The sequence below is a fragment of the Streptomyces tateyamensis genome, from assembly GCF_003205575.1.
GTDB lineage: Bacteria > Actinomycetota > Actinomycetes > Streptomycetales > Streptomycetaceae > Kitasatospora > Kitasatospora tateyamensis.
This window is the reverse complement of sequence record NZ_PYBW01000061.1, coordinates 1-24,886: the sequence shown is the minus strand read 5'-3', so window position 1 is coordinate 24,886 and position 24,886 is coordinate 1. Positions and strand designations below refer to the sequence as shown.

Genomic DNA, 24,886 nt, shown 5'->3' with positions numbered 1-24,886 from the left:
CGGCTCGTCGAACGCGGCGACCAGGGCGGCGGGGCTGTGGGAGGATTTCACTTGAGAGGTGCCTTGCTGGTCGGGCGGACGGAAGCGTAGAGAACTCCCATCCTCCCAGCTCAGCAGGCACCTCTTTGCGTCATCCCCTCCCCACCTCGATCACCGACCGGTGAATTCGGGCTCAGCCCTCGTCGGTCGCCGTCGTGGCCGCGGTGGTCTTCTTCGCCGCGGTCTTCTTGGCGGTGGCGGTCTTGGCCGTGGTGGTCTTCTTCGCGGCCGTCTTCTTGGCGGTGGTGGTCTTCTTGGCCGCGGCCTTCTTCGCCGGGGCCTTCTTGGCCACCTTCTTCACCGGCCCGCGGGCCCGCTTCTCCGCCAGCAGCTCGTAGCCGCGCTCCGGCGTGAGGGTCTCGACCTCGTCGTCCTTGCGCAGCGTGGCATTGGTCTCGCCGTCGGTCACGTACGGGCCGAAGCGGCCGTCCTTGACCACCACCGGGCGCTCGCTGACCGGGTCGGTGCCCAGCTCCTTGAGCGGCGGGGCGGCCGCGGCCCGGCCGCGCAGCTTGGGCTGGGCGTAGATCGCCAGCGCCTCCTCCAGGGTGACCGTGAAGAGCTGCTCCTCGCTGGTAAGCGAGCGCGAGTCGGTCCCCTTCTTGAGGTACGGGCCGTACCGGCCGTTCTGCGCCGTGATCTCCACGCCCTCGGCGTCGGCGCCGACCACCCGGGGCAGCGAGAGCAGCCTGAGCGCGTCGTCCAGCGTCACCGTGTCCAGCGACATGTCCTTGAAGAGCGAGGCGGTGCGCGGCTTGACCGCGTTCTTGCCGGTCTTGGGCGTGCCCTCGGGCAGCACCTCGGTCACGTACGGACCGTACCGGCCCTTCTTGGCGACCAGCATGTTGCCGCTCACCGGGTCCGGGCCCAGCTCGTAGTCCCCGCTCGGCGAGGCGAGCAGTTCCTCGGCCAGCTCGACGGTCAGCTCGTCCGGCGGCAGCTCGTCCGGGACGTCGGCGCGCTGGCCGGGCTGCTCGGGGTCGGCGGCGGCCTTCTCGACGTACGGACCGTAACGGCCGACCCGCAGCGTGATCTCGTCGCTGAGCCGGAACGAGCTGATCTCCCGGGCGTCGATCGCGCCCAGGTCGGTGACCAACTCCTTGAGGCCGCCCAGGTGGTCGCCGTCGCCGTTGCCCGCGTCGGCGGCACCGCCGGCGCCGCCGTCGCCCTCGCCGAAGTAGAAGCGCTTGAGCCACGGCACGGACTCGGCCTGGCCGGCCGCGATCCGGTCGAGGTCGTCCTCCATCCGCGCGGTGAAGTCGTAGTCGACCAGCCGGCCGAAGTGCTTCTCCAGCAGGTTCACCACGGCGAACGAGAGGAAGGACGGGACCAGCGCCGTCCCCTTCTTGAAGACGTAGCGGCGGTTGATGATGGTGTCGATGATCGAGGCGTAGGTGGACGGGCGGCCGATCTCCCGGTCCTCCAGCTCCTTGACCAGCGAGGCCTCGGTGTACCGGGCCGGCGCCTTGGTGGCGTGGCCCTCGGGGGTGAGCTGCTCGGCGGCCAGCGGGTCGCCCTGGGCCAGCTGCGGCAGGCGGCGCTCGCGGTCGTCCAGCTCGGCGTTGGGGTCGTCGGCGCCCTCCACGTAGGCCTTGAGGAAGCCGTGGAAGGTGATGATCTTGCCGGAGGCGGAGAACTCGACGTCCCGCTGGTCGGCCGAGGTGCCGGCCACCCGGACGGTGACCGACTGGCCGACCGCGTCCTTCATCTGGGAGGCGACGGTGCGCATCCAGATCAGCTCGTACAGCCTGAAGTCGTCGCCCCCCAGGCCGGTCTCGGCCGGGGTGCGGAACCGGTCGCCGGAGGGACGGATCGCCTCGTGCGCCTCCTGGGCGTTCTTCACCTTGCTGGTGTACACCCGCGGCGCGTCCGGCAGGTAGTCGGCCCCGTAGAGCTGGGTGACCTGGGTCCGGGCGGCCGAGACCGCGGTCTCCGACAGCGTGGTGGAGTCGGTACGCATGTAGGTGATGAAGCCGTTCTCGTACAGCTTCTGGGCCACCTGCATGGTCCGCTTGGCGCCGAAGCCCAGCTTGCGGCTGGCCTCCTGCTGCAGCGTGGTGGTGCGGAACGGGGCGTACGGCGAGCGCCGGTAGGGCTTGGACTCGACGCTGCGCACGCTGAACGCGGTCTGCGCCAGGGCGGCGGCCAGCGCGCGGGCGGCCTGCTCGTCCAGGTGCAGGGTGTTGGCGCCCTTGATCTGCCCGTCCGAGCCGAAGTCGCGGCCGGTGGCGATCCGCTTGCCGTCCACCGCGACCAGCCGGGCGCCGAAGTTCTCCGGGTTCGCGGCGTCCGCCGGGGTGCGGCCGGTGCCGAAGGTGGCCACAAGGTCCCAGTAGGAGGCGGAGGTGAAGGCGATCCGCTCGCGCTCGCGCTCGACCACCAGGCGGGTCGCCACCGACTGGACCCGGCCCGCCGACAGGCTCGGCATGACCTTCTTCCAGAGCACCGGGGAGACCTCGTAGCCGTACAGGCGGTCGAGGATCCGGCGGGTCTCCTGGGCGTCGACCAGGCGCTGGTTCAGCTCGCGCGGGTTGGCCACCGCCTCCTGGATGGCGGCCTTGGTGATCTCGTGGAAGACCATCCGCTTGACCGGGACCTTCGGCTTGAGCACCTCCTGCAGGTGCCAGGCGATCGCCTCGCCCTCGCGGTCCTCATCGGTGGCCAGGAAGAGCTCGTCGGACTCCGCGAGCAGCTGCTTGAGCTTGGTGACCTGGGCCTTCTTCTCCGGGCTCACCACGTAGATAGGGGTGAAGTCGTGGTCGACGTCCACACCGAGCCGGCGGAACTCGCCGGTGTACTTGTCCGGCACCTCGGACGCCGTCTTCGGCAGGTCGCGGATGTGCCCGACGCTCGCCTCGACGATGTAGCCGGGGCCGAGGTAGCCCTTGATCGTCTTCGCCTTGGCGGGCGACTCGACAATGACGAGTCGCTTCCCGCCCTGCGCGGTCTCGCTGCTCGGGGACACCTTCGCTCTTCTCTCCCGGTCCATTCCTGTGCGCTGGCCGGCGGTCGCCCGCCCTCCGGCACACACCACCTGGAGTGCCGCTACGCGACGACCCCACCAGCGGAGTGTGACCGTACCCTGGTGACCCTTGTCAAACGGACGGATCCTGCTTTTTCACTTGCAAGGCCGACCGGCGCCACTCGAACGGTAACCCGATGATGCACGCTTCCGCCGCGTGGTTATCGTCGGCGGGTGTCGGTTCCGGCCGGTTTCCGGGGTTTCCGGCCACTGCGGAGGGGTGCCGCGGGCCCCACCGGATGGCTCGGGAGGCGGCTCGGGAGGCGCCCGCGAGGAACCCCGGGAAGCATCTGGACGGGCGCGGGTGCGCTGCTCGGCCCAGCGTCGTGAGCTGCTCGGCCCAGTGGCGGCGAACCGCTCGGCTCGGAGGCGGCGAGCTGCTCGGCCCGGCGTCGTGAGCCGCTCGGCTCAGCGCATCAGGACGGCGAGCAGGGACAGGCCGCCGGCCAGGCTGCTGGTGCCGAGGACGATCCAGAACGCGTCCAGCGGCAGCGAGGCGGCGGTGGCGGCCCCGGTCAGCACCACCTGGGCCGGCCGGCTCGGGTCGTAGCAGACGCGCACCGAACTTCCGGGAAGCAGCTGGGGCGAGCGGCGCAGCGGGGTGCGGCCGCGCGGGCGGGCCAGCACGGCGGCCGACTCCACCGGACCGTCGAGGGCGCCGACGGCGGGCAGGGTCGCGTAGGAGAGCAGCGGGGACGGGTCCAGCACCTGGGCGGGCCTCGGGTCCGGCACGACCAGGGCGGCCACCGGGACCCCGTGCCGGCGCAGCCGGTGGCGAAGGCGCAGCTCGGCCGCGCACCAGAACAGCAGGGCGCCGCCGAACAGGACCAGTACGCCCCCCGCCACCGCCGTCGTCGGCGTCTCCACCCCGCGCTCCCGCCCCTGTTGTCCGGCAGCTGTCGGGCAGCTGTCCGACAGTCAGCTGATGATCTTTCAGGTCTGCCGAGACTGACAGCGGCAGGCCAACCAGGCACGGCTGGACGGGGTATGCCGGGGAAACCGGAGGTCACGGATCGATGAACTGATCAGCCGTTCGATCCGCACTCCGTCACAGAGCCGCAACAGCGGAAACCCGGACGGCACCGGGCCGCGTGAGCCCGAGTGACCGGCCGTCGGCGCCGGTCCGGAACACTCCGGGGGGACCCATCATGACCGCTCACCGCCTGACCGCCACGGCCCTCGTGCTGGCCGCCGCCGCCCTGACCCTGACCGCCTGCGGGCCGGACGACCCGACCGGCCCGGCCTCGGCGGGCTCGGCCGCCCCGTCGGTCAGCGCGCTGCCGAGCGCCTCCGCCACACCGACGGCGGCGAACCCCTCGCACTCCGCGAGCCCGTCGGCCAAGCCCTCCGGCAAGGCGTCGGGCACCGCGAAGCCGACCGGGACCGCCAAGCCGACCGCCGACTGCACGGCGGCCGCCCACAACTCGATCGGCCGGGTGGTGGAGTCGGTGGACAGCGCCTACAGCGTTCACGTCTGGATGAAGGCCAAGGAGACCAAGTTCGTCTGCGGACCCGACGTCCCCAACGACGGCTACTTCGAGGGCTACGGCAACCCGGCGGTCTTCACCTTCAGCAACGAGGCCAAGTACCTGCTGTTCGCCGACATGAAGCCGACCTCGGTCTCGCTGGATGTCTTCATGAAGCACATGGAGGACTGCCGCAGCAACCCGTCGGCGGTCGTGCAGCCGTACTCCTGCTACGGCGGGATGTACGCGATCACCACCAGCGGCGGGAACAACATCACCTCGATCACCGAGCTGTACCACCCCTGACGGCCGCCGATCCGGGGGGAGCTCAGCCCACCGGGGTGACGAAGCCCTGCTCGACCAGCAGCCGAAGCGACTCCGGGGCGCGGTCGCGCAGCAGCACCCGGTCCTCGCCGAGCAGCTGGGCGATCGCGTCCAGGATCTGACCGGCCGCCAGGGTGCCGTCGCAGACGCCCGCGAAGCCCGCGCCCACGGTGTCCACCTTGGTGGCCCGCCGCATGCCGCGGTTGTGGCGCAGCACCACGTGCTCCGGGTCGTCCGCGCCCGGGGCGCCGACCTGCTCCTGGACCACCTCGTCCGCCAGCAGGTAACGGGCCGCCAGCAGCGCGGCGTCGTCGTGGTCGCGCAGGAAGTCCTGGCGGGCGAACCACTGCTCGATGTGCGGGCCGAGCGGCTGCTCGACCGGGTGCGGCCACTCCTCGATCCGCACCGTGGGCTGCTCGGCCCCCGAGGCGCGCAGGGTGATCCAGCCGAAGCCGATGCCCTCGACCTCGGCCGCCTCGAAGGCGTCCAGCCACTCGGCGTAGCGCTCCTCGTAGGCCTGACGGGACGCCAGGTGGTCACCGCCGTCGCGCAGCCAGAGCTCGGCGTACTGCGCCACGTCCTGGACCTCGCGCTGCACCACCCACGCGTCCAGGCCGGTGCCCGCCACCCAGCCGGCCAGCCGGTCGTGCCAGTCCTCGCCCTTGACGTGCTGCCAGTTGGCCAGCAGCTGGCAGTAACCGCCCCGCGCCAGCCGCTCGGCCGCGCCGCGCACCAGGGACCGGCACAGCTGGTCGCCGGCCATCCCGCCGTCCCGGTAGACGAACCGGCTGCCGGGCGAGATCACGAACGGCGGGTTGGAGACGATCAGGTCGAAGCGCTGGTCGGCCACCGGCTCGAACAGGCTGCCCTCGGCAGTGCGGGTGTTCTCGAAGCCGGACAACGCCAGGGTCAGCCGGGCGAAGGCCAGCGCCCGGGGGTTGAGGTCGGTGGCGGTCACCTGCTGGGCGTGCCGGGCCGCGTGCAGGGCCTGCACGCCGGAGCCGGTGCCCAGGTCGAGCGCGGCCCGCACCGGACGGCGGACCGCCAGGTTGGCCAGCGTGGTGGAGGCGCCGCCGACTCCGAGCACCAGCTCACGCCGGGACACCCCCGCCGCGCTGCCGCCGGCGCCGATGCCGCCCGCGCCGCCGACCGCGCAGCCCAGGTCGGAGACCACCCAGGCGTCGGCGCTCTCCTGGCCGGCCACCTCGTTGGCGTACGGGCGCACGTCCACGGTGGCCCGCACCTGCTCGCCGTCCCGGGTCAGCCAGCCGTCAGCCAGGCAGTCGTCCACCGGCAGCGCGACGGCCGCGGCCGGGTACGGGACTGGCTGCTGGAGCAGGAAGAGCCGGACCAGGGTCTCCAGCGCGGTGCCGCCGCGGGTCGCGCGCAGCGCCGGGACCGCCTCGCTGCGGGCGAGGGCGGCGTAGGCCGTGGGGCCGAGCAGGTCGAGGCAGCCGTCGGCGGTGTAGGAGGCCGCCAGCAGCGCCTCGCGGAGCCGGGCGAGACGGGCGGGGTCGGGAGCGGGAAGCGTGGTCACCCGGTCATTCTCGCGCGTGCGGACGGTGCCTGTCGGCGACCAGGCCGGACGGTCGCGCCCGCCCTGGGGCAGCCGTCACGCGGGCGGACCCATGCGGGCGGACCCATGCGGGCGGGCGCGGCGGGCGGGCGCGGTGCGGCGCCTGGGTGGGTCAGTGGGCGCTGGGCGAGCCGGACGGGCTGCCGCTGCTGCTGCTCGGGGAGCCGGACGGGCTGCCGCTGCTGCTCGGGTTCCCGTTGCTGCTGGGGCTGCCGTTGGTGCTGGGGCTGCCGTTGGTGCTGGGGCTGCCGTTGGTGCTGGGGCTGCCGTTGGTGCTGGGGCTGGTGCCCGGGCTCGCGCCGCCGCTCGGGCTGCTGGCCGGGCTCACCGCGCCGCCCGCGACCGGCTGGCTCTTGCAGCCCGGCTGCTTGGCGATCGCCTTGCCCAGATCGCCCGTCTGAAGGGTGTTCAGCGCACCGGTGGAGAGCTTTGCAAGTTGCTGGACCTGGTCGCCGACGCTCTTCAGCCCGTCGGCGAACTTCGCCTGGTCGTCGGTGGGCAGACCGGCGAGCGTCTTCTGAACGTCCAGGTAGCCCTGGGCCGCCTGGCGCAGCTCGCTGACCGCGTCCTTCTGCACTCCGGCACCGTTGTCGATCTTCGGTGGGCCGGCCTTGTCGATCGCGTCGGCGATCTGGTTGTTGGTGGCTCCGAGCGTGCCGAGGTCACCGGCCAGCCGCTTCTGCAGGTCGCCGGGGGTCTCGCCGACCTTGACCTGGGCCACGTCGGTCTGTGCGGCCCGGGACTGGGTGACCGGGTCGCGCAGGTTGTCGCAGACCTGCTTGGACCAGGAGTCCAGGGCCGCGCTGTTGTCGCTGGAACAGGCACTGGCGCCGACCGCGAGCAGCGCGCCGAGCACCGGCAGCGCGAGGACGCGGCGGGCCGTCCACGGGCGGGCACCGGGTGCGCCGGCCGTCGCCGTCCCGCGCTGCCCGGTTCCGTTCGCCCCTGCTCGCTCGACTCGCTCGTCCACCCTGCGACCCTCCTGCCGTCCACCCGCCCGGCAGCCCCGCCCGGTCGGTTCCGTCCCGGGTGAACCTACCCGACACCGCTACGGGGACGGTCCGGGTGGCCGGGACGGTTCCCGGCCACCTGGCGCGGTCGGCACGGCCGGCAGGCCCGGGCCCGTCGGGAGGCCGGGAGCCACCGGGTCGGGCTCAGGCTCGCTCGACCCGGATCGGGTCGCCCGGGCGGACCGTGCGGAGCGCCTGCGGGTCGCCGTCGAGGGTGCCGAGCAGGTTGCACGGGCTGGCCAGCCGGCACTCGCCGTCGCGCGAGATGGGGGTGGGCCCGTAGGGCAGCGCCAAGCTGTCACCGTCCGTCCAGAAGGCGACCGTGCCCGGCGCCACCACCTGCTCCGCGTCCGGCTCGCGCGCCACGCTGACCGGCGTGCCGAAGTACGCCTCCTCGCCCCAGGTGCTGGCGTCGGAACTGATCGGCAGTGCCGCCCAGAGTGCCTGGCTGGTCGGGGTGGACCGCAAGGTGGCGGTCGCCTGGCCGGCCGGCCAGAGGATGCGGATCCGCATGGGTGTCCCTTCGGGTTCTCGGCTCACGAGCCGTCCTCGGCTCAGGAACCGTTCTCGACTCCGGAACCGTTCTCGACACAGGAGCGCGCGAGCCTCGGCCGCCGGCCTCGGCTCGCGAGCTCAGGTCGCGCCGGAGAGCAGCGAACCCGCCACTTCAACAGTTTGTCAATCCCACCTGCGGTCCGGACAGCGCCGCCGGCGGCTCGTCCGCGACGTTCACCGGGCGCCGCTTCGACACGTACACCGCGCCCACCACCAGCAGCGCCGCGACCGCCGCCACCGCACCGCGCAGCGGAGCACTGGCGTGCGGACCGTAGCCGAACCGCACCACCGCGGGCGCGATCAGCAGCGACACCAGGTTCATCACCTTCAGCAGCGGGTTGATCGCCGGGCCCGCGGTGTCCTTGAACGGGTCGCCGACCGTGTCCCCGATCACCGTGGCCGCGTGCGCCTCGCTCCCCTTGCCCCCGTGCGCGCCGTCCTCCACCAGCTTCTTGGCGTTGTCCCAGGCGCCGCCGGAGTTGGCCAGGAAGACCGCCATCAGGGTGCCCGCGCCGATCGCGCCGGCCAGGTAGGCACCGAGCGGACCGACCCCGAGGGCGAAGCCGACCGCGATCGGGGCCAGCACCGCGAGCAACCCCGGGGTGGCCAGCTCGCGCAGCGCGTCCCTGGTGCAGATGTCGACCACCTTGCCGTACTCCGGGGTCTCGCTGCCGTCCATGATCCCGGGGTGCTCGCGGAACTGGCGGCGCACCTCGAAGACCACCGAACCGGCGGAGCGGGAGACGGCGTTGATGGCCAGGCCCGAGAAGAGGAAGACCACGGCGGCACCGAGCAGCAGCCCGACCAGGTTGTTGGGGTGAGAGATGTCCAGGCTCAGGCTGCCCGCACTGTCGTTCGCGACGTCCTGGGCGCCGCGCAGCGCGTCGTTGGTCGCGTCGGTGAACGACCCGAAGAGCGCGGTGGCGGCGAGCACGGCGGTGGCGATCGCGATGCCCTTGGTGATCGCCTTGGTGGTGTTGCCGACCGCGTCCAGCTCGGTCAGCACCCGGGCACCGACGCCCTCGACCTCGCCGGACATCTCGGCGATGCCCTGGGCGTTGTCGGAGACCGGCCCGAAGGTGTCCATCGCCACGATCACGCCCACCGTGGTGAGCAGACCGGTACCGGCCAGTGCCACGGCGAACAGGGCGAGCACGATGGACCCGCCGGCGAGCAGGTAGGCGCCGTAGACCGCGGCGCCGATCAGCACGGCGGAGTAGACCGCCGACTCCAGGCCGAGCGAGATGCCGGAGAGCACCACGGTCGCCGGGCCGGTCAACGAGCTGCGCCCGACCTCGCGCACCGGGCGCCGGCCGGTCTCGGTGAAGTAGCCCGTGAGCTGCTGGATCAGCACCGCGAGCACGATGCCGATCAGCACGGCGGCGAGTGCGAACAGCCGCGGGTCGCCGGAGTGCCGGCTGATCGCGTCCGGCACGTGGTGCAGTCGGCCGAAGCTGCTGGGCAGCATGGTGTACACCGCTGCCAGCACCAGCAGCAGCGAGACTGCGGCGGACAGGAAGAAGCCGCGGTTGATCGCGGTCATGCCGCTGCGGTCGCTCCGGCGCGGGGAGACGGCGACGATCCCGAGCACCGCCGTCAGCACCCCGATGCCCGGGACGACCAGCGGCAGCACCAGGCCGGTGTCCCCGAACACGGACCGGCCCAGCACCAGAGCCGCCACCAGGGTCACGGCATAGGACTCGAACAGGTCGGCCGCCATGCCGGCGCAGTCGCCGACGTTGTCGCCCACGTTGTCGGCGATGGTGGCCGCGTTGCGCGGGTCGTCCTCGGGGATGCCCTGCTCGACCTTGCCGACCAGGTCCGCGCCGACGTCGGCGGCCTTGGTGAAGATGCCGCCGCCGACCCGCATGAACATCGCCAGCAGTGCGGCACCGAAGCCGAAGCCCTCCAGTACCCGGGGAGCGTCGGCGCGGTAGACCAGCACCACGAGGGCGGCACCGAACAGGCCGAGGCCGACCGTGCACATCCCGACCACGCCACCGGTGCGGAAGGCGATCCGCATCGCGCGGTGCTGGGCGTTCTGCTGCTGATCGGCCGTCACCCCGCGCGCCACCGCGGCCACCCGGACGTTGGCGCGCACCGCCAGCCACATGCCCAGGTAGCCGGTGGCCGCCGAGAATCCGGCGCCGATCAGGAAGAAGAGCGAACGGCCGATCCGCTGAGCCCAGTTGTCTGCGGGCAGCAGCATCAGCAGGAAGAACGCCCCCGCGGCGAAGACCGCCAGGGTGCGGAACTGGCGGGCCAGGTAGGCATTGGCGCCCTCCTGGACGGCGGCCGCGATCCGGCGCATCGCGGGCGTTCCCTGATCGGCCGCCAGCACCTGACGCACCAACAGCACCGCGACGCCAAGCGCGGCCAGCGCGATCAGACCGATGACCAGGACCAGGATCTGGTTTCCGCCGGTGAGCACCGCCGGCTGCGCGGGCGCAGCCAGAACGGTCAAGATTCGTGGTCGTACTGGTGATCCTGAGGCGGATCCCATGATTCCGGCCGACTGGGCCGTAGTGGTGGTGATCGACATTCCCGCCATGCGTCCTCCCCGAAAACCGGCGCGCCGGACGCTCGTGCGGCGCGCGCGTGGCTCTGGTGGCACAGGCGACCGGGCCGAACTCGTCCGACCCGACCGGATATCCAGAAGCGAGTGTAGGAATCGGCGCGGGATCGAAATAGACCGCACGCACAGGGAAGGGAAAGAATCATGGCCGGCCGGTGAAAAGCCGGGGTTTTCGGCAGCAAGGCGTGATTCTGGTGACGCGTTCGGCGATTCCTGTGGCGCGTTCCGGATTACGGTTCCCGTGAGTTCGCGCAATTCCCAGGGGTCGCGGGCGTCACCGGGGACTGCGGGGGTGCACCGGAGCTTGGGCGCGGGCGGGACTGCCGGCGCGGGCTCGGGCGGGGCTGCGGGCGCGGGCTCGGGCGGGACTGCCGGCGCGGGCTCGGGCGGGGGCTTCGGGCGCGGGCGGGGTGCCCGGAGGGGCGTGCCGGGAGGGGTCGGCCCGCCCCTCGGGCGCGCGCCGACGGCCCGGGCGGCTCGAGGCTCACCCGGGCTGACTGATGCGGTCTGGTACGGTCTGGTGCTCCTGACGACTGCTGTCCGGTGCTGTCTGCAACGGCTCAGGCGTCAGGCATCTGGTGTCAGGCGTTGCCTTCAGGCGGGGTTGACCGGCCAGCTCATCCGGATCAGGCCACCGTCCTCGTCCCGGCCGACCTCGACTTCCTCCACCAGCCCGGTGATCACCGCGAGCCCGAGGGCGTCGTCCGAGACATCGGGGCTCTCGCCCGCATCGCCGTCGCCGGAGGCGCCCAGCTCACTCAGCGAGCCCGCCCCGTCGCCGACCTCGATGACGAAACGCTTCTCCTGGTCGATCAGAGCGACCCGGACCGCACCGCCAGCGTCACCGTGCTGGTGCAGGCCCACCGCGCGGGAGCATGCTTCGCCGACGGCCAGCCGGACCTCGTCCAGCACCGACTCGTCCACACCGGCCCGTCTGGCCACCGCCGCCGCCACCAGCCGTGCCGTCCGCACGTGTTCGGGAAGGGCGCTGAATCGCAGTTCGACGGTTGCCATCTCTCCCTCTCGGGGTCCGCTGCGCTGCCTCGGGGTCACCGCGCTGAGTTGAGCATGCTGCTGAACCGGATGCCGACGGGCAACCGGCTACCGACCTGCCCGGCCACCGGGCAGTGCGGACGGACCGCTCGGCCCATGGCCTGGAACCTGTGGCCCATGGCCAGGGACTCCGACCGGACACCGCCGGACCGGGCAACCGCCTTCCGCTGCACCACGGCGCCCGCCTAGCTCGCGGGGCCGCCCTGCGGGCGGGTGGTGGTCAGGCCTGGGCCACCCGCTGACGCGGAGCGGCCCAGGCCTGTTTGATCAGTCGGTCGACTCCACGGCCTCGTCGACCGAGGCGTGGATCGGGAACACCTTGGTCAGACCGGTGATCCGGAAAATCTTGAGGATGCGCTCCTGCGTGCAGACCAGACGGAGCGAACCCTCGTGCGCCCGGACCCGCTTCAGGCCGCCCACCAGGACGCCCAGACCGGTCGAGTCCAGGAAGTCAACGCCCTCCATGTCGACAACCAGGTGGTAGCTGCCGTCATTGACGAGCTCGACCAGCTGCTCCCGAAGCTTAGGGGCGGTGTACACATCGATCTCGCCGCCAACCTCGACGACCGTGCGGTCGCCGACGGTACGGGTCGACAGGGACAGGTCCACGGAACCTCCAGCACCTTGCCTTGCTACGTCACTTTGCGTTCTACGGCGAGTCGAGCGACTCCGGCAACCGTACGGTGCCGGCCTCGCTCTGACGGTCTCCACCGCCGGTCTCCACCGCGTGAACGGTCTCCACCGCATGGTCGAGCAACCGGCTATGGGGCACCGGTCCGGCCAGCTGGCCGCCACCGCATCATTCAACCACCTGGCAGCATGCCTGCACGATGGCTTGCCGCGATTCTCCGTCACTCCAATGACACACTGGGTCTCCATGCCGCCCAGCCATCGCCCGCCCGAGGCCCTGCTCGACTCCCTGGTCAGGATCAGGGACCGCTCGGACCGGCTCACCCATACGGAGCACCTCCCCGCGCGCCAGGCCCGCCACACCGCTTGGCCGACCACGATCCGCCCGGAGATCCAGCAGGCTGCCCGCGAGCTCGGCGTGCACCAGCCCTGGGCGCACCAGGCAGAGGCGATGAAGCTGGCCAAGCTCGGCCAAACTGTGGTGCTGGCCACAGGAACCGCCTCGGGCAAGTCGCTCGGCTACCTGGCACCGGTGCTCAGCGATCTGCTGGACGGCACCGAGGCGCCCAATGGCCGTGGTGCGACCGCCCTCTACCTGGCGCCGACCAAAGCCCTGGCGGCCGACCAGCGCCGCCGCGCCGCCGAACTGGCTCCCGCCCGGGTGCGCGCCGCGCTCTACGACGGGGACACCCCGCCGCAGGAGCGCGAGTGGGTCCGCCAGTACGCCTCCTACGTGTTGACCAACCCCGACATGCTGCACCGGAGCATCCTCCCGGCCCACGCCCGCTGGTCCTCCTTCCTCAAGACGCTGCGCTACGTCGTGGTGGACGAGTGCCACAGCTACCGGGGTGTCTTCGGCTCGCACGTCGCCCAGGTGCTGCGGCGGCTGCGCCGGGTCTGCCGCCGGTACGGGTCCGAGCCGGTCTTCCTGCTCGCCTCGGCCACCACCGCCGATCCGGCCACGGCAGCCGAGCGGCTGACCGGTCTGCCGGCCGTGGCGGTCACCGAGGACGCCTCACCGCGCGGCCCCCTCGTCTTCGCGCTCTGGGAGCCGCCGTTGACCGAGCACGTCGGTGAGCACGGCGCCCCCGTCCGGCGGACCGCCACCGCCGAGGCCGCCTACCTGCTCACCGACCTGGTCGCCGCGGGCACCCGGACCGTGGCCTTCGTCCGCTCCCGGCGGGCGGCTGAACTGGTCGCCCTGCAGGCCCAGGACAACCTGGACAGCACGCTGGCCGGCCGGGTGGCCGCCTACCGCGGCGGGTACCTGCCCGAGGAGCGCCGGGCCCTGGAACGCGACCTGCACTCGGGGCGGCTGCTCGGCCTGGCCTCCACCTCCGCGCTGGAGCTCGGGGTGGACGTCTCCGGCCTCGACGCGGTGCTGCTGGCCGGCTACCCCGGCACCCGGGCCTCGCTCTGGCAGCAGGCCGGGCGGGCCGGTCGCGAGGCCCAGGGCGCCCTCGCCGTGCTGATCGCCCGGGACGACCCGCTGGACACCTACCTGGTGCACCACCCCGAGGCGCTGTTCGCCCGGCCGGTCGAGGCCACTGTGCTGGACCCGGACAACCCGCACGTCCTGGCCCCGCACCTGTGCGCCGCGGCCGCCGAACTCCCTCTCGGCCCGGAGGACCTGGAGCTCTTCGGCCCCGTCACCGAGCAACTGCTGACGACCCTGGAGCGACGGGGCCTGCTGCGCCGGCGCTCCGACGGCGCCTGGTACTGGACCCGGCGGGAGCGCGCGGTGGACGCCGTCGACCTGCGCGGCAGCGGCGGCAGCCCGGTGCAGATCGTCGAGGAGTCCACCGGTCGACTGCTCGGCACCGTCGACGCCGCAGCCTCGCACACGACCGTGCACGACGGCGCCGTCCACCTGCACCAGGGCCGCACCTACCTGGTCAGCCACCTCGACCTGGAGACCTCCGTCGCCCTGGTCCAGGCCGCCAACCCCTCCTACACCACCTCCGCCCGGGACACTACGGCCATCTCGGTCCTGAGCACCGACGAGACGGTCCCCTGGGGCGAGGCGACCCTCAACTTCGGCTCGGTGGAGGTGGTCAACCAAGTCGTCAGCTACCTGCGCAAGCGGATCGCCACCGGTGAGGTGCTCGGCGAGACCAAGCTGGACCTGCCGCCCAGGACGCTGCGCACCCGTGCCGTCTGGTGGACCGTCACGGAGGAGCAACTGCTGGACGCACTGGTCCCGTTCGACCAGCTGCCCGGGGCCGCCCACGCGGCCGAGCACGCCTCGATCGGCCTGCTGCCGCTCTTCGCCACCTGCGACCGCTGGGACATCGGCGGGGTCTCGGTGCCGCTGCACCCCGACACCCAGCTGCCCACGGTCTTCGTCTACGACGGGCACCCGGGCGGGGCCGGCTTCGCCGAGCACGGCTTCCGGCACGCGGTGCGGTGGTTGACCGCGACCCGGGAGGCGATCAAGTCCTGCGAGTGCGAGCGCGGCTGCCCGTCCTGCGTGCAGTCGCCCAAGTGCGGCAACGGCAACGACCCGCTGGACAAGGCCGGGGCGATCCGCCTGCTCGGTGCCCTGCTGGCCGGGGCTCCGAAGGAGGGCGAGGCGCAGAGCCCCGGACCGCAGCGGAACGGAACGGCCGGGACCGTCCAGGGGAGGAGTGAGCCGCCGGACGCCTGACCTGACGCCGGTGACCCGACCGGAATCGAGCCCGGGGCGGTCGGCCGACCCGACTGCCGCCGGGACCGGGCTCGGCGGCAGGGTCGGGCTCGGCGGCAGGCTGGGCGACGAGATCCGCCGCAGGGTCAGGCTCGGCGGCGGGCTCGGCCGCAAGCGCAGCAGCGGGGTCAGCAGCAGGTTGGTGCGCGCGCGGGTGGCCGTGTCCGGGACCGCGCCGAGCTCCCAGTCCTCCGCCCCACCGAACGACCACACCGGCCCCGCCCGGGCCCGCGCGGTGGCCGGCCCGACGGGCACCCGCAGCCCGCGCACCGGCGCCTGGACCTCCACCTCGACGCTGTCCGTGGCGAGGTCCACCGCGCAGGAGGAGAGCGTGGTGCGATGGGCGGCGGCGATGGCCGCCGCCCGGCCGCAACCGCCGTCCTCGTCCAGCAGCAGGTGGTCGGCGGCGGCCAGCGCGGCGAGGTCGGCGGCGGACTCGGCCCGGTGCCGGGCGGCAAGCACCACTGCCAGGGACACGGTCAGCCCGAAGACCGCGCATCCGAGCAGCGCCAGCGCGACGCCCCACAGAGTCGCCGATCCCCGCTCCGGATCGTTGGCACGCTCCCGAGGCGACAACCCGCCAAGTCCTGACCGGTCGTCACGGCTCGATCGGCCTGTCGCCCACCGCGGATCGGCCCGGGCCCGCCACCTGATCGGGGCGCCACGGATGGTCACGGCGCCTCCCGCCCGACGTTGTCCTCGCGAGTCGCCACGGCATCGGCCGAGACCTGCATCGAGAGTGCCGTGCCCAGCCGGCCGAGCCCCGGACTGCGGGCCTCGACCTGCACCCGCACGGTGTCCGCGGACTCCACCACCTGAACCACCGCCCCGGACGGCGCCACCGACTGCGCGAGCTCGACCGCGTTGCCGTCGCCCCTGGCCGCTGCCCGGGCCGCCACCCTGGCGGCGTCGATGCAGCGCAGCTGTGCCGCGGCCGTCAGCACGCCCCAGATCAGCATGGCCATCAGCGTGATCAGCGCGGGCAGCACCACCGCCGTCTCGGCGGTCACGAATCCGCTGTCCACGCCGCCCGGGCTCCCCGCGCCCGACCGCCCCCGGCGGCCGGACGTCCGGAGCAGCCGCCGGACCCACCGACCGTGCGGCAGCCGGACGACCGGCGGCGGCACGGTCGGCCGAGCGGACCGGTCAGACCGCATGGAGGGCCCGGTCCAACAGGTCGGTCAACGCCCCTGTCACCGATCCGCCCGTGACGACCTTGTACAGCAATGCCGCGAAGCCGCACGCGGCGACCGTGCCGACGGCGTACTCGGCCGTCGACATCCCCGCGTCGGCCGCTCCGGCAAAGCGGCGCCCGGGCCAGCCGCAGAGCCGCCGGAATCCGCGCCACAGCGCCCGGCGTCCGCGGCGCCGGCTCCGGCGCGGCGGGTGCAGGGCGCCGAGGATGCAGGCCAGCGGGGCAGCTCCGGGCTCCGGCGCTCGCGCCCCGGGCAGCGGCGTGACGCTCGCGACTCCGAGGGCTGCCCCGGGCAGCGCTCCGCCGCCCCGCGCGAGCGGGCTGTGGGCCCGCAACGGGGCGAAGCTGACGATCGGCGCGATCGAGTTCGAGGACTGCTTCATGTTCATGGGTTCTCCTCTCGGCCCGGCCGGACGGCCGGGGTCGCCCGGCGGGCGGGCAAGGTGATCAAAAGTCAGATGCGTTTGGTGAAGACCGAGGCCAGCCCCACCACGACCGGAACGATCCCGGTCAGCACGAAGGCCGGCAGGAAACAGAGCCCCAACGGCGCGGTGGCGAGCACCCCGGCCCGGCGCACCCGCGCGTGCGCGGCCCGGCCCGCGGCGGCACGCTGGGCCACCGCGACCCCGGTCAGCGGCCCGGCCGGCGGGGCACCGCTCACCGTGGTCCGGACCAGGCAGTGGGCCAGCGGGGCCAACGCCGGGCAGTCCTCGCCCAGTCGGGCCCAACAGGCCTCGGGCGCCGCCCCCAGTGCCAGTTCGGCGGCGACTGCCGCCAACCGGACCTCCATCGGGCCGCCGATCGTCCGTGCCACGGCCTCGGCCGCCTGCGAGGGCGCTGCGGAGGAGCTCAGGCAAGCTGCCATCAGTTCAGCGGTCAAAGGAAGTTGAGCCAGCAGCACGGCTTGCTCGCGGGCGGCCCGGCGGGCGCTGGAGGCTCTGATCCGTGGCACCCACTGCCACAGCACCACACTCGCCAGGACCGCCACGCACAGGCCGACCACCCCCGGCGACCAGGCAGCGATCAGCACTCCGACCGCAAGCGGCAGCAACAAGCGCATGCTGGAGGCTCGTTGGCGGCCCGGCGCAGTAGCGGGCCCGGCCCTGCCGCGCCCACCCGCCCGATGCGGTGGGCCGCCCAGGCGGGCGACCCGTCTGCGGCCCGCCCGTCGGCGCAGCCGCTTCCGCCCCAACACCGCCAGCAGCAGGGCCGGCGTGAAGCTCACCGCTACGAGCGCCAGCGACACCAGCACCGAGGTAGGGACGGGGGCGTACCCACCGAGCGCCCGGATCATGAACACACCTCCGTCCGAGAACCACCGACCGACCGCAGGTCCTCGCAGTGGTGTCGGCCCCCTGTGCAGCCGGGGAGGCGTGTTCCCGCACGGAGCCGCCGTGCTGTCCGGCTCTGCCCGTGCTCGCAACGGCGGCGGCCGGGGCCCGCGTTGATACCGTCCCGGCAGGGACCGCGGCGCCTCGACCCCCGCTCGCGCGGCCGGGCGCGGCCTGCCGCCGAAACACCGGACCGTGGGCCGGGATCCGACGCACCCGGCAGCCCCGGGCGCGCCGCAGTACCGGCGCTGATCCCCAGATCGGCGAGGGCCTGCCGCACGATGCGACTGGTCCACAGCAGCCCGGCCGCTTCGAGCAGCGCACCGGCGATCAGGCATCCGATGCCCAACGGCGTGCGCAGCAGGATCCGCTCCGGCTCCGCACCGAGCAGGGAGCCCAGCGCCAGCCCACCGATCGGCAGGGCCGCCAGCATGACCGCCGTGGTGCGCGGCCCGGTGAGCTCGCTCTGGATCTCCTCCTGGAGCGCCCGGTCGGCCCGCAACGCCTCCGCCACCTGGTCGAGGGAGCCGGCCAAGCCCGTCCCGCTGTCCGTGGTCACCTGCCAGCACGCGGCGATCGCGCTCGCGCCACCGCCACCGGGCTGGGTGGCCAACCAGCGCAGGGCGGCAGGCACATCGGCACCGTACCGACCGGCCGTCAGCCGGGCCATGGCCTCGGGCCCCAGCCGCTTGGCCAAGTCCGCCACCGGCCGACCGGGGCCGGTGACCACCTCCAGTGCCTGCTCCGGCGTCGCACCGCTGCGCAGTTCGCCCGCGAGCGCGGCGCAGAGTTCGATGACCGCGGCACCGCGGGCCCGCTCCTGCCGCACGAACCTGCGCCGGGCCCGCCAGCGGGCGCTGGGGTAGGCCAGCAGCACGACCGCCACGGCCGGCAGCGGCGAGTGCAGCGCCCAGCCGACCGGCACCGCGACGAGGAGCAGCAGGAGCTCACCGACCAGCCAGCGCGGGCGGGGCCGCCCAGGCAGCAGGAGCAGCCGCCGGTAGCCGTGTCGCAGCAGGACCTCGGCGCCGCCGGCCCGCCCGAGCACCGAACGGGACCTCCTGCGGGCCCGACCACCGTGGTTGAGCACGGCCCAGCCGGCCGATGTGGCCGCCAGGAGTACGGTGGCCAGCACGAGTTGCAGGGCCCGCCCGCTCATCGCAGCATCCCCTCCAGCGCCACCTCGCGCGCCGCGCAGAGACGGACCAACTGCTCCCACCCGGCGCCACGGGTGACCGAACCGTCCGCGCCGAAGAGCACGGCGGGGACCGTGACCGCCAGCCCAGCCGGATCGCCCTGCAGCGTGTGCAGCTCGGCGACCCGGCGCCGCCCCGTCCGCTGGTCGCGCACCAGGTGGATCACCAGGTCGAGCGCCGCGCGCAGCTGGCTGTGCAGCGCAGGGCGGTCCAGCCCGGCCATCGAGCCGAGGGCCTCCAGCCGGACCGGGACGTCAACTGCGGCGTTCGCATGGACCGTGCCGCAACCGCCCTCGTGACCGGTGTTCAGCGCGGCGAGCAGGTCGAGCACTTCGACGCCGCGCACCTCCCCCACCACCAGCCGGTCGGGGCGCATCCGAAGGGCTTGGCGGACCAGATCACGCAGGGTCAGTTCGCCGAGCCCCTCCTGGTTGGGCGGACGGCTTTGCAGCCGGACCACGTGCGGGTGGTCCGGCCGCAGCTCGGCGGAGTCCTCGGCGAGGACGATCCGCTCACCGCGGCCGACCAACCCGAGCAGGGCGCACAGCAGCGTGGTCTTCCCGCTCCCCGTCCCGCCGCTGACCAGGAGCGAGAGCCGGGCCCGCAGGATGCCGCGCAGCAGGTCGGCACCGACCGGCGGGAGGGCTCCCGCTGCCACCAACTCCTCCAGGGTGAACGGCCGGGAGCGGCAGACCCGCAGCGAGATGTGGGTGCAGTCGGCGGCGATCGGCGGGAGCACCGCGTGCAGCCTGGTCCCGTCGGGCAACCGGGCGTCGACCCACGGCCGGGCGTCGTCCAACCGGCGGCCGGCGGCCGCGGCCAACCGGTGCGCCAGGTGGCGCACCGCCTCGGCGTCCGGGAAGCCGACCGAGAGCTCCCGGCACAGGCCCTCCCCACGGTCGACCCAGACCTGGTTCGGCCCGTTGACCAGCACGTCCGTCACGTCCGGCGCGCTGAGCAACTGGTCCAGCGGACCGGCGCCGACCAGCTCCGACTGCAGGGTGCGCACCGCATCGAGCACCGCGTCCCCGCCGAGCGGGGGGCGGGCGGCCCGGACGGCGGCGGCGACCTCGGTGGAGGTCGGCGGGGCGCCGGCCTCGGCCAGCCGCAGCCGGACCGCGTCGAGCAGGGCCGTGGCCCGCTCCGGAGCCGCTCCGGGTGCCGCTCCCGACCGGCGGCGCAGGCCCGGCAGCGCGGGCAGCGCCCGGGCCCGCTCGGCCCGCTCCGGGGGCGGCTCGTGACGGCGCGACAGCGGGGGAACGGGAGTTGTGGTCGGGCTCATCGGGGAGTGCCTCCATCGGGATCGGGCAGGACTTCGGTGAGATAGGCCGCGCAGAACCGGGCCAGTGGACCGCTCCTTCGCTGGCCGGGTGGTCGGCCGTGCTCCACGTCGAGGGCCAGGCCCTCCTCCGAGGGCAGTTCGCCCGCCAGCGGCAGGCCGAGCCCGGCACCGATCTCCGCGCTGCGCAGACCGACCGGCCCGGGCAGCCGGATCACCGCGCGCAGATCGGACAGGTGTGCCCGGGCCGCCGCGGCCACCCGGCCGGCCGCGGCCATCGCCCGCAACTCGGCCGGCACCACAAGCAGGCCGGTGTCGGCCTGCCGCAGGGCTTCGGCAACGGCAGGTTCCGCAGTGCGCGGGAGGTCGAGCACGACCAGTCCGCCGCGCCTCCGGGCTGCTGCCAGCACTGCGGACATCGCCTCGGCGGACACCGCCGCGACCTCGCCGCGGTCCCAGGAGAGGACCGCGAGACCGTGCAAGTGCGGTAAGGAGCCGACCAGTTCGGTACTGCTGAGGCGCCCGCGAGCAGCGGCGAGGGCGGGCCAGCGCAGCCCGTCGCTGCCCTCCAGCCCCAGCAGCACGTCCAAGCCGCCGCCCAGCGGGTCAGCGTCGATCAGCGTGGTGCGGTGGCCGCCTCGGGCCCCGGTGACGGCCAGCGCGCAGGCCAGGGTGGAGGCTCCCGAGCCACCGCGGCCGCCGAGCACGGCGACGGTCAGCGCGGGTGCGGCGACCTCCTCGACGGCGTCGGCGATCCGATCCAGCAGCCAGGCCTGCGCCTCGGGCAGGTAGACGACCTGTTCGGCGCCCAGCTCGACGCCGCGCATCCACGTCTCGCACTCCTGCGGCTCCAGGCCGAGGAGCACCACGCCGGGTCGCCTGGGCAGCCCGGCACAGCGTTCGTACTGGTCGTCGCCGAGCAGGACCAGGGGCGCCTCGGCCCACTGCTGCCGCCCGACCGGGGCGGGGCCGACCAGCTGCGGCTCGGCCCCGACCGCCGCACACAGGCGGAGCAACTGCTCGGCGAGCCCGTCGTCCCGGGTGAGGATGAGCGGGGTCGGCAGCGGGACGGCACGGGCCGGGGAGGGGAACTGCTCGCGGAGCGGGACGGTCACGGCTGCCTCCTCAGGGGTGGAGCGGGCTACCGACGCTCGGCCGGTAGCCCGCGGTCGGGCTTGGCCCTCACAGTGCCGCCCAGCACCGAATCCGTCAGCCGCCTCTTGAATCCCTGTGGATAACCCGGGGGATGTGGATATCCGAACTCACTCGGATGGATCCACTTCACTCGCGCGGGGAGTTGTCCGCAAGAAATTGACGTTCTTCTCAGACGTTTCCGGAGAGATTGTCAGACAACTACTCGGAGTGATCATCGGCCGCGGCCGCCGTCTCGGCGATCCCGCGTGACACGCCGCCCCCAGAGAGCCCCCGGCACCCCTCGCGCGCGGCCCTGTCGGCCCAAAATGGCCCCGGACATGCGACGACCCCCGCCGGGGGGGAGAGCGGGGGTCGTCTATCCACAGTCCGGCTCGGGGGGGAGGAGCCGGACCGGGTTAGCACGGTCGCGAACGATCCGTGACTTCCATGGTGTACCCGACCGGCCAGAAACACAAACCAGCACGCCCCCGGGTCCACCGAATGGAGGCGTGGTCACACACGCGCTCTATCCTCGGTTCCTGTGGACACCACCGAGAACGCCGACATCGCCGACGGTGCCGAGAACTTCGGGCCGGACGCCGCGCCGAATGCCGCTTCCGACGGCGTTCCGACCGGCGCCCCCGTGACATCGGAGCGGCCCGTTGTGCCGCCGGAGCATCCGGCCGCCGACGGCGCCGAGCGGGCGGCCGGTGCGCCCCCGGCCCTCGACGGTGACCTCCACCCCGACCCCGGCCACCCCGCCGCGCACTCGCCCCGCACGGCCGCCTTCTTCGACCTCGACAAGACGATCATCGCCAAGTCCAGTGCCCTGGCCTTCAGCCGGCCCTTCTACCAGGGCGGCCTGATCAACCGTCGGACCGTGCTCAAGAGCGCCTACGCGCAGTTCGTCTTCCTGGCCGGCGGCGCCGACCACGACCAGATGGAGAAGATGCGCGAGTACCTCTCCGCCATGACCCGCGGCTGGAACGTTCAGCAGGTCCGCGAGATCGTGGCCGAGACCCTGCACGGGCTGATCGATCCGCTGATCTACGAGGAGGCCGCGTCGCTGATCGAGCAGCACCACGCGGCCGGGCGCGACGTGGTGATCGTCAGCAGCTCCGGCGCGGAGGTGGTCGAGCCGATCGGTGCCCTGCTCGGCGCCGACCACGTCATCGCCACCCGGCTCAAGATCGAGGAGGGCTGTTACACCGGCGAGATCGAGTACTACGCCTACGCCGAGAACAAGGCCGCGGCCATCCGCGAGTTGGCGGCCCGCGAGGGCTACGAGCTCGCGGAGTCGTACGCCTACAGCGACTCGGTCACCGACCTGCCGCTGCTGGAGGCGGTCGGCCGGCCGTCGGCCGTCAATCCCGACCGCGGGCTGCGCAGGGAGGCGGTGGCCCGGGACTGGCCGATCCTGATCTTCGACCGCCCGATCGAACTGCACCGCCGACTGCCCGAGTTCAAGGCGCCGAGCAGCACCGTGCTGGTTGCCGTGGCGATCGGCACCGCCTGCCTTACCGCTGGGCTGGTCTGGCACCTGTCCAAGCGTCGCCGCCCGGCGGTCTGACGCCGACGACCCCGCCCAGGCTGCCTGCCCCGAGGGCCCACGCCCAGGTGAGCGACGCGGCGAAGGCGCCGTCCGTCATATGTCAGTCGTCGTCACCAACCGACAGCTGGCCACCATAAAGCACCCAAGCCTCCACCAAATTGGACAAAGGGTAAAGACTTCGCCATTCGAGTTCCGTTCGCCCGGGATCCGAGATACAAAGGACTCACGGCCCGCGAGACCCGGAAGGACCCGAAGAGGTCAGACCGACACCGCAGTTCAGGCCCCACGGACCGCGTACGACCTCCGAGCACCCACGTGCAGCCGACCCGCGATCGGGCCGCCGCACCAGGCGAACGGGCAGGATCCCCGCCTGATGGGCATTTCCGGTGCACGCATGGTCACCTGGAGGGCGTGCCAGCGGCGACATCAGCAGCCAGGATGTCGCCGCATCTCTGCGTCCGCATCCCCTCTCCTGGCCCGCTCCCCACGCTCGCGGCGCCGCTCACACCATCCCGCGCGGGATGATCCCCAATACACGCACGTAATGGGGATGGTTCATCATGGACCGCATGTTCACGACCGAGTACGACGGCTGCGGTAAGTGCCTGGTGGGGGTGCGCCGACTCTCCCGCAAGGTGGATGCCACCAACTCGCCGGAGAAGCAGGAGACGCAGGTCCTTGACGCTACCCGGGCCGTCGGTGGGCACATCATCGCGTGGGCGGATGACTGGGAGGTCTCCGGTGCCACGGACCCGCTGACGCGCCCGGCCCTCGGCCCGTGGCTGCGCGGGGAGAAGGGGCCCTACTCGGGGATCGCCGGACCGGCCGTGGACCGGATCGGCCGCAACCAGCGCGACGTGCTGAACACGGGGTACATGATCAAGGACGCGGGCATGCTGCTCGTGACCTACGGCCACGACGGCCCGTGGGACCTGGACGACCCCGTGGACGAGATGCGGTTCTCCATGGAGGCGTTCGGCGCTCAGATGGAGCTGCGGGCCATCCAGCGCCGCAACCGCGAGGAGACCGTCAGGGCACGGGAGGCGGGCACCCCCAAGCAGAAGAACGCCTACGGCTACCGGTACGTGCGGCTTCACCCGGCGGGGAAGGTGGAGCGGGTCGAGATCGATCCCGTGGCAGCCGAGATCATCCGGACGGTGGCGCGGCGGATTCTCGCCGACGAAACCGGCACCGTCACGTGTGCGACCAAGGCGGCCCGCCTGACTCGGGCGGGCGTGCCCACGCCGAGCCGCCACCGGGCCACCCTCTACGGACGCGAGCCTGAGGGGCCCGGTGTCTGGGAGGGCCGGGTGATCAAGCGCATGCTGATCAGTGAGGCGGCGCTTGGCTTCCTGATGCACAAGGGGCGCCCCGTGTTGGGGGCCGACGGGCACTCGGTCCGCCTGGCCGAGCCGCTCTGGGACAGGGCCACTCATGATGCCTTGATCGCAAAGACGGCCTCGAAGCGCAACACGGGCGGACGGGCTCAGAAGGGCGCGCGGCTCCTGTCCGGCCGGGCCTTCTGTGGAAACTGCGACCAGCGTCTCTACGTCCTGGGCCGTGCCGGTGGTCTGACATCGCAGTACGGCTGCAATGGCCGCGTGCGGGGCGTTCCCGCGTCGGCCGACTGCCGACCGGCCCCCACGATGCTGATCCCGGAGTGCGATCAGAAGGTGGCCGCGTGGTTCCTCGCCGAGTACGGACACATTCAGCAGTACCGCAAGGAGTACGACCCCGGCACCGGGCACGCTGCTCGTATTGCCGACCTGGAGGCCGACCGCCGGCGGCTGCGCGGTGACCGGGCAGCGGGTCTCTACGACTCTGCCGACGACGAAGCGTGGTTTCGTCGGGAGTACGCGCGAATGGGGGCGGAGATTGATCGCCTGCGTGTGCTGCCGGATCGTCCTGCCGGGATGCGATGGGTTCGGCTGGATCAGACCGTGGGTGAGCAGTGGCTGGCCGCTGCCGACGATGCCGCCCGGCGGGAGATGCTGGCTCAGTACGAGGTCCGGGTAACTCTGAAACCGGTGGGGTCTCCGCTGCGGGTTCATGTGACTGGGGTGGACATGGAGGCCCTGGCCCTGGAGCAGGCGGCTGCTGCCGAGCAGGCGAGGATCGACGCGGAGTTCGCATTCGAGATTGCCGAGGCGGCGGCCGACATCGCCGACCAGATGGAAGTAAGCGCCGACGGGGTCGCGGAGTTCTTGGAGGACTCGGCGGAGAGCCTCACGTAGCCCACCCCCCCTCAGCCCGGATCCACCGG

At 73.0% G+C, this 24,886-nt stretch carries 18 protein-coding genes and 1 pseudogene; 4 read left to right on the top strand and 15 right to left on the bottom strand.

Annotation, left to right across the window (positions count from 1 at the left end):
* Positions 1-172: 172 nt before the first annotated feature.
* Both topA and C7C46_RS35100 read right to left on the bottom strand, forming a co-directional pair.
* Complete coding sequence (topA, locus tag C7C46_RS18740; protein ID WP_110671009.1) at positions 173-3,004, bottom strand: type I DNA topoisomerase; 2,832 nt, start codon at positions 3,002-3,004, stop codon at positions 173-175.
* Positions 3,005-3,469: 465 nt separating this feature from the next.
* Complete coding sequence (locus C7C46_RS35100; protein WP_181442411.1) at positions 3,470-3,928, bottom strand: DUF3592 domain-containing protein; 459 nt, start codon at positions 3,926-3,928, stop codon at positions 3,470-3,472.
* 281 nt (positions 3,929-4,209) lie between these two features.
* Between C7C46_RS35100 and C7C46_RS18730 the strand changes: the two genes are divergently transcribed.
* Positions 4,210-4,833, top strand: a complete 624-nt coding sequence (locus C7C46_RS18730) for a RodZ family helix-turn-helix domain-containing protein (protein WP_110671008.1) — start codon at positions 4,210-4,212, stop codon at positions 4,831-4,833.
* Between the two features lie 22 nt (positions 4,834-4,855).
* On the opposite strand, the gene C7C46_RS18725 is transcribed toward C7C46_RS18730, so the two are convergent.
* The 6 genes from C7C46_RS18725 to bldG all read right to left on the bottom strand — a co-directional run bounded on the left by C7C46_RS18725 (position 4,856) and on the right by bldG (position 12,229).
* Complete coding sequence (locus C7C46_RS18725) at positions 4,856-6,388, bottom strand: DUF7059 domain-containing protein (RefSeq protein ID WP_110671007.1); 1,533 nt, start codon at positions 6,386-6,388, stop codon at positions 4,856-4,858.
* Between the two features lie 151 nt (positions 6,389-6,539).
* Positions 6,540-7,397 (bottom strand): hypothetical protein, encoded by an 858-nt coding sequence (locus C7C46_RS18720; RefSeq protein ID WP_110671006.1) that lies wholly within the window; start codon positions 7,395-7,397, stop codon positions 6,540-6,542.
* A gap of 184 nt (positions 7,398-7,581) precedes the next feature.
* Positions 7,582-7,950 carry a cyclophilin-like fold protein gene (locus C7C46_RS18715; RefSeq protein ID WP_110671005.1) on the bottom strand — a complete coding sequence of 123 codons (369 nt, stop codon included), beginning with the start codon at positions 7,948-7,950 and terminating at the stop codon, positions 7,582-7,584.
* Positions 7,951-8,104: 154 nt separating this feature from the next.
* On the bottom strand, positions 8,105-10,495 hold the full coding sequence (locus C7C46_RS18710) for a sodium-translocating pyrophosphatase (RefSeq protein WP_110671016.1): 2,391 nt from the start codon (positions 10,493-10,495) through the stop codon (positions 8,105-8,107).
* A 666-nt stretch (positions 10,496-11,161) separates the two neighbouring features.
* Positions 11,162-11,581 (bottom strand): ATP-binding protein, encoded by a 420-nt coding sequence (locus tag C7C46_RS18700; protein WP_110671004.1) that lies wholly within the window; start codon positions 11,579-11,581, stop codon positions 11,162-11,164.
* 306 nt (positions 11,582-11,887) lie between these two features.
* Positions 11,888-12,229 (bottom strand): anti-sigma factor antagonist BldG, encoded by a 342-nt coding sequence (gene bldG / locus C7C46_RS18690; protein ID WP_110671002.1) that lies wholly within the window; start codon positions 12,227-12,229, stop codon positions 11,888-11,890.
* Between the two features lie 154 nt (positions 12,230-12,383).
* Between bldG and C7C46_RS18685 the strand changes: the two genes are divergently transcribed.
* Positions 12,384-14,897, top strand: coding sequence for a DEAD/DEAH box helicase (locus tag C7C46_RS18685; protein ID WP_425470093.1), 2,514 nt, complete (start codon positions 12,384-12,386; stop codon positions 14,895-14,897).
* 312 nt (positions 14,898-15,209) lie between these two features.
* On the opposite strand, the pseudogene C7C46_RS37730 reads toward C7C46_RS18685, so the two are convergent.
* From C7C46_RS37730 to ssd, 7 genes and pseudogenes are all read right to left on the bottom strand, one after another.
* A pseudogene (locus C7C46_RS37730) lies at positions 15,210-15,611 on the bottom strand (Rv3654c family TadE-like protein); the annotation flags it as partial.
* Positions 15,608-15,961, bottom strand: coding sequence for a TadE family type IV pilus minor pilin (locus C7C46_RS18675; RefSeq protein ID WP_245984501.1), 354 nt, complete (start codon positions 15,959-15,961; stop codon positions 15,608-15,610). The gene C7C46_RS18675 and the pseudogene C7C46_RS37730, both read right to left, overlap by 4 nt.
* Positions 15,962-16,082: 121 nt before the next feature.
* On the bottom strand, positions 16,083-16,520 hold the full coding sequence (locus C7C46_RS37565) for a DUF4244 domain-containing protein (protein ID WP_342775411.1): 438 nt from the start codon (positions 16,518-16,520) through the stop codon (positions 16,083-16,085).
* Between the two features lie 65 nt (positions 16,521-16,585).
* Entirely contained in the window at positions 16,586-17,191 is a 606-nt protein-coding gene (locus C7C46_RS35095) for a type II secretion system F family protein (protein ID WP_181442410.1), read from the bottom strand.
* A 230-nt stretch (positions 17,192-17,421) separates the two neighbouring features.
* Positions 17,422-18,621: a type II secretion system F family protein gene (locus C7C46_RS18660; RefSeq protein ID WP_110671000.1), complete on the bottom strand. Its 1,200-nt coding sequence runs from the start codon at positions 18,619-18,621 to the stop codon at positions 17,422-17,424.
* Complete coding sequence (locus C7C46_RS18655) at positions 18,618-19,940, bottom strand: TadA family conjugal transfer-associated ATPase (RefSeq protein WP_110670999.1); 1,323 nt, start codon at positions 19,938-19,940, stop codon at positions 18,618-18,620. Before C7C46_RS18655 ends, C7C46_RS18660 begins: the two co-directional genes overlap by 4 nt.
* Complete coding sequence (ssd, locus tag C7C46_RS18650) at positions 19,937-21,052, bottom strand: septum site-determining protein Ssd (RefSeq protein WP_181442409.1); 1,116 nt, start codon at positions 21,050-21,052, stop codon at positions 19,937-19,939. The genes C7C46_RS18655 and ssd overlap by 4 nt, the downstream gene beginning before the upstream one ends.
* Before the next feature lie 683 nt (positions 21,053-21,735).
* On the opposite strand from ssd, the gene C7C46_RS18645 reads away from it, so the two are divergent.
* Complete coding sequence (locus tag C7C46_RS18645; RefSeq protein WP_110671011.1) at positions 21,736-22,641, top strand: HAD family hydrolase; 906 nt, start codon at positions 21,736-21,738, stop codon at positions 22,639-22,641.
* A 551-nt stretch (positions 22,642-23,192) separates the two neighbouring features.
* The gene (locus C7C46_RS18640; RefSeq protein ID WP_110671010.1) at positions 23,193-24,857 is read left to right on the top strand and encodes a recombinase family protein; all 1,665 of its coding nucleotides are present in this window, start codon (positions 23,193-23,195) and stop codon (positions 24,855-24,857) included.
* The last annotated feature ends 29 nt before the right edge of the window (positions 24,858-24,886 follow it).